Source organism: uncultured Sulfuricurvum sp., from assembly GCF_937936435.1.
Lineage (GTDB): Bacteria > Campylobacterota > Campylobacteria > Campylobacterales > Sulfurimonadaceae > Sulfuricurvum.
This window is the reverse complement of sequence record NZ_CALDDG010000068.1, coordinates 42367-49637: the sequence shown is the minus strand read 5'-3', so window position 1 is coordinate 49637 and position 7271 is coordinate 42367. Positions and strand designations below refer to the sequence as shown.

The 7271-nt window shown below is 46.5% G+C and carries 9 protein-coding genes; 5 read left to right on the top strand and 4 right to left on the bottom strand.

What is annotated here, in order from left to right:
- Positions 1–7: 7 nt before the first annotated feature.
- A complete protein-coding gene (gene rpmB, locus Q0389_RS07415) occupies positions 8–196 on the bottom strand; it encodes a 50S ribosomal protein L28 (RefSeq protein ID WP_013459236.1) in 189 nt (62 codons plus the stop codon).
- A 180-nt stretch (positions 197–376) separates the two neighbouring features.
- Between rpmB and Q0389_RS07410 the strand changes: the two genes are divergently transcribed.
- The 5 genes from Q0389_RS07410 to Q0389_RS07390 all read left to right on the top strand — a co-directional run bounded on the left by Q0389_RS07410 (position 377) and on the right by Q0389_RS07390 (position 4661).
- Positions 377–1186, top strand: a complete 810-nt coding sequence (locus Q0389_RS07410; protein ID WP_298693226.1) for an HDOD domain-containing protein — start codon at positions 377–379, stop codon at positions 1184–1186.
- Positions 1170–2564 carry a chemotaxis protein CheX gene (locus Q0389_RS07405; RefSeq protein ID WP_298693225.1) on the top strand — a complete coding sequence of 465 codons (1395 nt, stop codon included), beginning with the start codon at positions 1170–1172 and terminating at the stop codon, positions 2562–2564. Before Q0389_RS07410 ends, Q0389_RS07405 begins: the two co-directional genes overlap by 17 nt.
- 92 nt (positions 2565–2656) lie before the next feature.
- A complete protein-coding gene (rpe, locus tag Q0389_RS07400; protein ID WP_298693224.1) occupies positions 2657–3298 on the top strand; it encodes a ribulose-phosphate 3-epimerase in 642 nt (213 codons plus the stop codon).
- A complete protein-coding gene (locus tag Q0389_RS07395) occupies positions 3295–3882 on the top strand; it encodes a phosphoribosylanthranilate isomerase (protein ID WP_298693223.1) in 588 nt (195 codons plus the stop codon). Before rpe ends, Q0389_RS07395 begins: the two co-directional genes overlap by 4 nt.
- Positions 3879–4661, top strand: coding sequence for a 3'-5' exonuclease (locus Q0389_RS07390; RefSeq protein WP_298693222.1), 783 nt, complete (start codon positions 3879–3881; stop codon positions 4659–4661). Before Q0389_RS07395 ends, Q0389_RS07390 begins: the two co-directional genes overlap by 4 nt.
- 35 nt (positions 4662–4696) lie before the next feature.
- Here the strand turns inward: Q0389_RS07390 and accA are convergent, their stop codons facing one another.
- From accA to acpP, 3 genes are all read right to left on the bottom strand, one after another.
- Entirely contained in the window at positions 4697–5632 is a 936-nt protein-coding gene (gene accA, locus Q0389_RS07385) for an acetyl-CoA carboxylase carboxyl transferase subunit alpha (protein WP_298693221.1), read from the bottom strand.
- Between the two features lie 12 nt (positions 5633–5644).
- Positions 5645–6862: a beta-ketoacyl-ACP synthase II gene (locus Q0389_RS07380; RefSeq protein WP_298693220.1), complete on the bottom strand. Its 1218-nt coding sequence runs from the start codon at positions 6860–6862 to the stop codon at positions 5645–5647.
- A 114-nt stretch (positions 6863–6976) separates the two neighbouring features.
- Positions 6977–7207 (bottom strand): acyl carrier protein, encoded by a 231-nt coding sequence (gene acpP / locus Q0389_RS07375; RefSeq protein WP_298693219.1) that lies wholly within the window; start codon positions 7205–7207, stop codon positions 6977–6979.
- Positions 7208–7271 lie beyond the last annotated feature (64 nt).

Sequence of the window (7271 nt, the reverse complement as noted above, 5' to 3'; positions counted from 1 at the left end):
GGGACGTTTACGAATCTTTTTTCAGAGTACGAAGCTCAGAAGCAGCGATTTTAAGTTTTTTGGTAGTACCGTCTTCAAGCGTTACGCGAACAGTACGAAGGTTTGGTAAAAAACGACGCTTAGTTCTATTTTTCGCGTGGGAAACGTTGTTCCCGCTCATTGGGCCTTTACCGCTAATAGCACATTTTCTTGCCATTTTGAGGCTCCTTGCGTAAATTTTAGTTGCGAATTTTACCTTATCAAACCCAAAGTTTACCTTAAGTATTATATCGATTGCGCTATTTGCAGGAACGGTCCGTTCGGACTTAAAGAGTTCTTTAACCATTAACCATTACAATCATACCTAACTTAATAACAAGAATGGACGCCGTAAAACGTGGTTACACAAGAACAAATCGCTCTTTATATCCAAAAAATTCCCCCAGCTCCCACCGTCGTCCGTGAAACGCTTGAGTATGTCCGAGGCGGCGATTTAGTAAAAGCGGCGAAATCCGCCGAAAACGATCCCGCTTTGAAACTCTATCTCAAAACATTGGTTAATCGCCCTATTTACGGATTTCGCAATGAAGTAAGCGATTTGTCGCAAATCTTCGGTATTTTGGGAACTTCTACCGCACAGCAGATTCTATACAGTTATCTTATGACTCTTCTTGCGCCGAAAGAGTGGTCATTATTTGCCCTCAATAATCACGCTTTTTACGATTTGCAGGCATCGCTCAGCCGCAGATGGGAAAAAATTCTCCGTCACCTCTCTTTACTCAATCACGATACAGAGAGCGCCATTACCCTTTTACCTGCCAGCATGATAGTATGCGATGCCCTGTTCGGTGCATGCCGAAGCGAAGTGGAACAGCTGCGAAGCGTCAAAGCACTCGATTACAACACCATTCTATTCCGCTTGAGCGGACAAAGCCTTTTCGATATTTGCAACGTGATCGCCGAAAAATGGGAGATGCCGCCTCTGATTAGCCGAATCGTTCACGGGGCGTCGGGACTCGACACGGGGCTTACGGGCGATGAAAAAATATTGGCGCAATGGATGCATCTACTCTTGTTTTATGAACTGAGTCAAGGAGCTTATGTTGCCGCAGGGCTGAACGAATTTATCGATTTTCAAATCGAGTTCGTCGAACCGATATACGTATCTTTTATGCAGGTGGTGGAGTACGATGAGAGCAACCGTTAAAGGGAGAGTCGCCGTATTCCATCCCCAAGGATTTTTAGACGGCAACAACACCCCATCCTATCTTACTCTCGACGATATCCGCGCGACGGAAGCGCTTAACGTCGATATGATTCTGGTCTCTTTGAAAAAAGTGATCTTTTTCAATAAAAACGGTCTGGACGTTTTTATCAAACTCCTTTTAAACATACGTTCCCATAAACATATTGCAGTCGGATTGTGCGATTACGATTCGGTTAAATTCAAAACGATTAATAGTTTCTACGGGGATACGCTCAATTTTTCTCTCTTCCGCACCGAAAAAATCGCCGAACTTTTCGCCCCGACGAATAAAAGCGATTCCAAAACCGTTTTGCTTTATAACGAAGACCCCTCCCAACGTTCGGCAATGGCAATCGAACTTTTCGATTACGGGCATAATCCGATTATCGCCCAAAGTAAAAAAGAGTTCGATGAAAAGAAACAGAATCCCGATCTCTATTACGCCATTATCGAAGACACCTACCTGGGACTTTTCGGCCAAAAAATAGCAACCCGCGTCACCGGAAACGCTATCATTTATACCATCGCCAATTTTCTCGATGCGGAAATCGGAAACACCTTCAACATCGCCTATCATAACAACTCCCTAAACGTCGGCTTCCGTCTTTTCATCTTCGATGCGTACAAAGTAGTCTCGATGAATGTCCATGCCCTCAACTTTTTCACCAAACTTGCCTCATCCGCGGCAGAATACAATGCAACGATCTGTTTTGTCGGTTTGACGTTTGAAAAAACACCGATCACATTTAAGAATGATCTCGAAGATGCCGGCATGCTCTTCTTCGACAACATGGACGATATACTCAAAAACAAAGAGCTTCTGCAAGAACTCGGAGGAAGCAGCGCCACGGCCTCAAAACAGACTCGAACGCTTAACAAAGCGCTGGTCAATGAACTTCCCCACTTCATCGAAGCAACCGTTTCGACCATTGCCATGATGACCAACGCCAAGGCGACTAAAGAGTCTGCGAAGGTCCAAACACTGGAAGTCAAAAACAGCGCAGACCAGTATGCCAGTTCCATCGGTTTTTACGGCGATGTAGACGGGATGATTATCCTCATTTTTCCCAAAAATATTGCGAAGAAGGCATGTGAACTGCTCATCGGCGAAGCAACGGAAGATGAAGAAGCGATTCTCGATTCTCTGGCCGAATTCGTCAATATCATCGGTGGTCGGACAAAAGCGCTTCTGGGCGAACAAAAGCATCGCGTCGATATCACCCTTCCAAGGACCTATCATGACGTCAGTTCTCTGATGGAGATGGCTCAAAACAAAAAAGGGGTTCAGGTCGATTTGAGTTTCGAGGGGAGCAATTTTATTTTTTTCCTGACGCGATAGTTCGACGCCGCATTCTCAATGTATCTGTCGCGGCAAAGCTATCCGCAAAACTTTTTCGCTAAAATATCGGAAAAAGATTCAAGGTGTCTATTATGCTTGTCGCTCCCAGTGTCCTCTCTGCCGATTTCGGTAATCTAGCACGCGATGTCCGCGCCATTTGCGATGCGGGATGCGATCTGGTGCACGTAGACGTGATGGACGGACATTTCGTTCCCAATCTCACCATCGGACCGGTCGTTGTCAATTCGATTGCGGCGGCAGCGACCAAACCTCTCGATATCCATCTTATGGTACAAAACAACACCTTTTTTGTCGATCTGTTTGCTCCTCTTAAACCGGGATACATTACTTTTCATATCGAAGAGGAAAAACATCCTCACCGCCTCATTCAGTATATCCGCTCTTTGGGAATCAAACCCGGAATTGTTCTCAACCCCCATACTCCTGCCGAATCGGTTGAATATTTACTCGGAGATATCGATATGGTTCTCGTCATGAGCGTTAATCCGGGATTCGGCGGACAAAAATTCATTCCGACCGTCGTTGAGAAAATTCATCGTCTAAAAGCGTTGCGCGATCGCATCAATCCGAACTGCCTTATTGAGATTGACGGCGGTGTCGGAAGCTCCAATATCGGAATGCTTAAAGAGGCCGGAGTCGACGTCTGTGTTGCCGGGAGCTACGTCTTCGGACAAGAGGACTACAAAAAAGCCATTGATAGCCTGAAAATATGAAAGTCAAAATCTGCGGTATAACCAATTTTGAAGACGCTACCGTTGCAATCGATGCCGGTGCCGATGCGCTCGGTTTTGTCTTTTATCCCGATTCCCCCCGCTACATTCCGGTAGATCAAGCCAAAGCCATCATTGAAAAACTCCCTCCGTTTGTCGAAAAAGTTGCTCTGTTCGTCAATGAAGCACCCGATGCCGTTCGTACGATGTGTTTAGAGAGCGGATGTACATTGGCACAGATCCACTGTGAGGTTTCCGACGATTTTTTTCCTCAAATCGGCTTCCCTTCACTGCGGGTCATACGCGCCCAAAGCCGTGAGGATGTTCTTACGTATGCCGATGAATACCGGCTTATCGACGCATATTGTGAAAACTACGGGGGGAGCGGAAAACGTCTCAATATCGAATGGTTCGACGGAATAGACTGTTCCAAAATCATTTTGGCGGGCGGGCTTGATCCTGAAAATGTCTCTTCTTTAAAATCATACGGTTTTTACGGTGTTGATGTCAGCAGCGGTGTCGAGGCATCAAAAGGGATCAAAGATCATCAGAAGGTTCAAACATTTATCATGAAAGCCAAAGCATGATACAACTCGATCCGAAAACACTGCAACGCCTCAGCAAAAACGGTATTCCCAAAGAAGAGTTTGAATCCTCTCTCCCTCAACCGGCCGAACTTTCATTGGAGCTGTTGAATGCCAGAGGCCTCAATCTTTTTCTTTACGGCAATTACTACCGCCTTTCAACGTCTCTCTCACCGGTTGACGATACCCTTTTTTGCATCGTCGATATCGAAACCAACGGCTCAAAACCTGCCCATCACCAAATCATCGAAATCGGGGCGGTAAAACTGCAAAACGGTTCCATCATCGATACCTATGAGAGTTTGGTCTATTGCGCCGAGATCCCCACACAAATCCAAGAGATTACCGGTATAACACCGGAGCAGACCCTCCAAGCACGTCCTCTAAAATATGTAATGGAAGAGTTCCGTCTTTTTTTAAGTGATAGTGTATTTGTCGGGCATGATGCAAAATTCGATTACGGGTTTGTCTCGGCAATGATGGAACGGGTCGGTTTGGAAAAACTGCTTAACCGTTCCTTGTGCACCATCGATCTCGCCGAACGTACGATTGAATCGGAACGTTACGGCCTCGCCTATCTCAACGAACAATTGGAACTGTATAAAGAGGCGACCCACCATCGTGCCCTTTCCGATGCCATGACGACTGCAAAATTGCTCAAGAGGACATTGGCTCTGGTTCCCGATACCATTCGAACGGCAGAAGAGTTGATAGCGTTTTCAAAAGAGGCAAAAAGACTCAAACGTCCCAAACCGGTAAAAGAGATTAAAAAAGAAGAGTGAGAGAACGGTCGTTTGAGACCGCAGATCGAAAGCGATTATTCGCTGAATTGCCCCATGCCGACAAGACGGTTATACCGTTTTTCCAAACGTTCCGCATCACTGAGAGCACGAAGCGTTGAAACTTCCCGCAAGAAATAGTTTTTAAGAGCTTCCGCAGCCCCTTCTTTGTCACGATGAGCACCGATCAGCGGTTCGTCGATGATGTCATCGATCAAATCAAGCTCTTTCAAATCGGCACTGGTGATTTTAAGCGCTTTGGTCGCCGCTTCGACTTTGGCAGGGTCATTCCATAAAATGGCGGAACACCCCTCAGGAGAGATAACGCTAAATACGGAGTAGCGCATCATGGCCAAACGATCGGCTACGCCGATAGCCAATGCTCCGCCACTTCCCCCTTCTCCGATAACGACGGAAATGGTAATCGTGTTGAGATTGGAGAGTTCCAGAAGATTTCGGGCAATCGCTTCGCTCTGATTACGTTCTTCCGCTCCTAGACCGGGATAAGCACCCGGAGTGTCGATCAGCATTAAAAGCGGAAGATTGAACTTTTCCGCCATTTTTGCGGCACGAAGTGCCTTGCGATACCCTTCCGGATGCGGCATACCGAAATTGCGCTTGAGCTTGTTTTTGGTTCCGCGCCCTTTTTGCTCGCCGATAACCATAACCCGTTCTTCGCCGATCGTACCGATAAAGCAGACAATGGAAAGATCGTCGCGAAAATGGCGATCGCCATGGATTTCGTATTTGGTATCCAGAAGAAGGTTAATGTAATCGATTGCATACGGGCGGTCTTGATGACGTGCCAGCTGTAATTCCTGATACGGAGAGAGGTTACTATAAGTTTTTTGAACCTCTTTGTCCAAATCCTGCTTAAGAATCTCTACCGCATGATGATCGTAACGCACTTCTGCGGCGATAATCTCTTCTTGAATTTGACGGATATTTTGTTCAAAATCTAAATAGGTAGCCAACGGCTTGCCCTCTTATATTTTTTTGAAAATGACGACACCGTTGGTACCGCCAAATCCAAAAGAGTTAGACATTACAATATTAAGCTCTGCCTTACGAGCCGTATTCGGTACGATATCCAAATCGCAGTTTTCATCCGGATTGACGTAATTAATGGTCGGAGGGATAATACCGTCACGCATCGCCATAATACTGACAACCGCTTCGATACCGCCTGCTGCTCCGAGACAGTGACCCGTTTGCCCTTTCGTCGAACTCACCGGAGGGCAGTTCTCTTTGCCGCCGAATGCGATTTTAAGTGCCGCAGTCTCATTTTTATCGTTTGTCGGAGTACTGGTTCCGTGTGCATTGACGTAATCGACTTTCGGATTTCCCGCCATTGTGAGTGCCGCTTTCATAGCACGAAGAGGGCCTTCCAGACTCGGTGTAGTAATATGGTTCGCATCCCCGCTCTCACCGAATCCGATGAGTTCCGCATAAATACGGGCACCGCGCGCAACTGCCGCATCGTACTCTTCAAGTACCAATGCCGCAGCACCTTCACCCATAACGAATCCGTCGCGTTCCGCATCAAACGGACGTGACGCATGTTTCGGATCGTCATTACGTGTGCTAAGCGCTTTCATTGATGCAAATCCGCCGATACCGACACCGGTAATCGCCGATTCCGCCGCAACGACCAACATTTGATCCGCTCCGCCGACCATGATCGTTTTTGCCGCCTCGCTGATCGCGTGGGTTCCCGCAGCACATGCCGTTACCGCAGAGAGATTAGGCCCTTGCAAACCTTGATCGATTGTGATAAACCCGCCGAGCATATTGACCAAAGCTCCCGGGATAAAGAATGGAGAGATACGACGCGGACCTTTGGTTTCAAGAATAATCGAGTTTTTCTCGATCGAAGGGAGCCCGCCGATACCGGATGCGGCATCGATTCCAAAGCGCTCTTTATTAAAGCCTTCAGGGAAATTGGCGTCCGCCATCGCTTCTTGAGCCGCTTTGATACCAAGCTGAATAAAACGGTCCGCTTTTTTCACCTCTTTGGGGTCCATGACCGTTTCAGGATCGAAATTTTTAACTTCTCCCGCGATTTGAGCGCTTTGAGCCGAAGCATCGAAAATCGTGATCGTATCGATTCCGCACTCGCCGTCACAAATCGCTTTGAATGAGCTCTCTTTATCGTGACCAAGCGCATTGATCATTCCCATTCCGGTTACTACTACTCTTTTCACATTCTCTCCTGATGATGGATGGTCTGAAACTTTGGCTCCGTTAAGCCAATCTCTTAGACCATAAAAATATTGGACATGCCGGATTTATCGAGGCGGGCCCCCGATAAAATTTTTTTAGTTTTTGCTTTCGATGTAGTTGATTACATCTTGAACGGTTTGGATTTTTTCCGCTTCGTCATCAGGGATTTCGATATCGAATTTTTCTTCAAGAGCCATTACCAATTCTACAACGTCAAGGCTGTCAGCGCCAAGATCTTCTACGAATTTAGAATTCTCTTTAACTTCGTCCGGGTTAACGCTCAGCTGCTCAACCACTACTTCTTTAATATCGTCGATAAGTGCCATAATAGCTCCTGTTCTTATGAATAAAATCGTAGAATTATAGCATATTTAGCTTAAGAGGCAAACT

What these genes read in the sequence shown, in the direction of transcription:
- rpmB (WP_013459236.1), bottom strand. Translation starts at nt 196, where the DNA reads ATGGCAAGAAAATGTGCTATTAGCGGTAAAGGCCCAATGAGCGGGAAC.
- Q0389_RS07405 (WP_298693225.1), top strand. Translation starts at nt 1,170, where the DNA reads ATGAGAGCAACCGTTAAAGGGAGAGTCGCCGTATTCCATCCCCAAGGA.
- rpe (WP_298693224.1), top strand. Translation starts at nt 2,657, where the DNA reads ATGCTTGTCGCTCCCAGTGTCCTCTCTGCCGATTTCGGTAATCTAGCA.
- Q0389_RS07395 (WP_298693223.1), top strand. Translation starts at nt 3,295, where the DNA reads ATGAAAGTCAAAATCTGCGGTATAACCAATTTTGAAGACGCTACCGTT.
- Q0389_RS07390 (WP_298693222.1), top strand. Translation starts at nt 3,879, where the DNA reads ATGATACAACTCGATCCGAAAACACTGCAACGCCTCAGCAAAAACGGT.
- acpP (WP_298693219.1), bottom strand. Translation starts at nt 7,207, where the DNA reads ATGGCACTTATCGACGATATTAAAGAAGTAGTGGTTGAGCAGCTGAGC.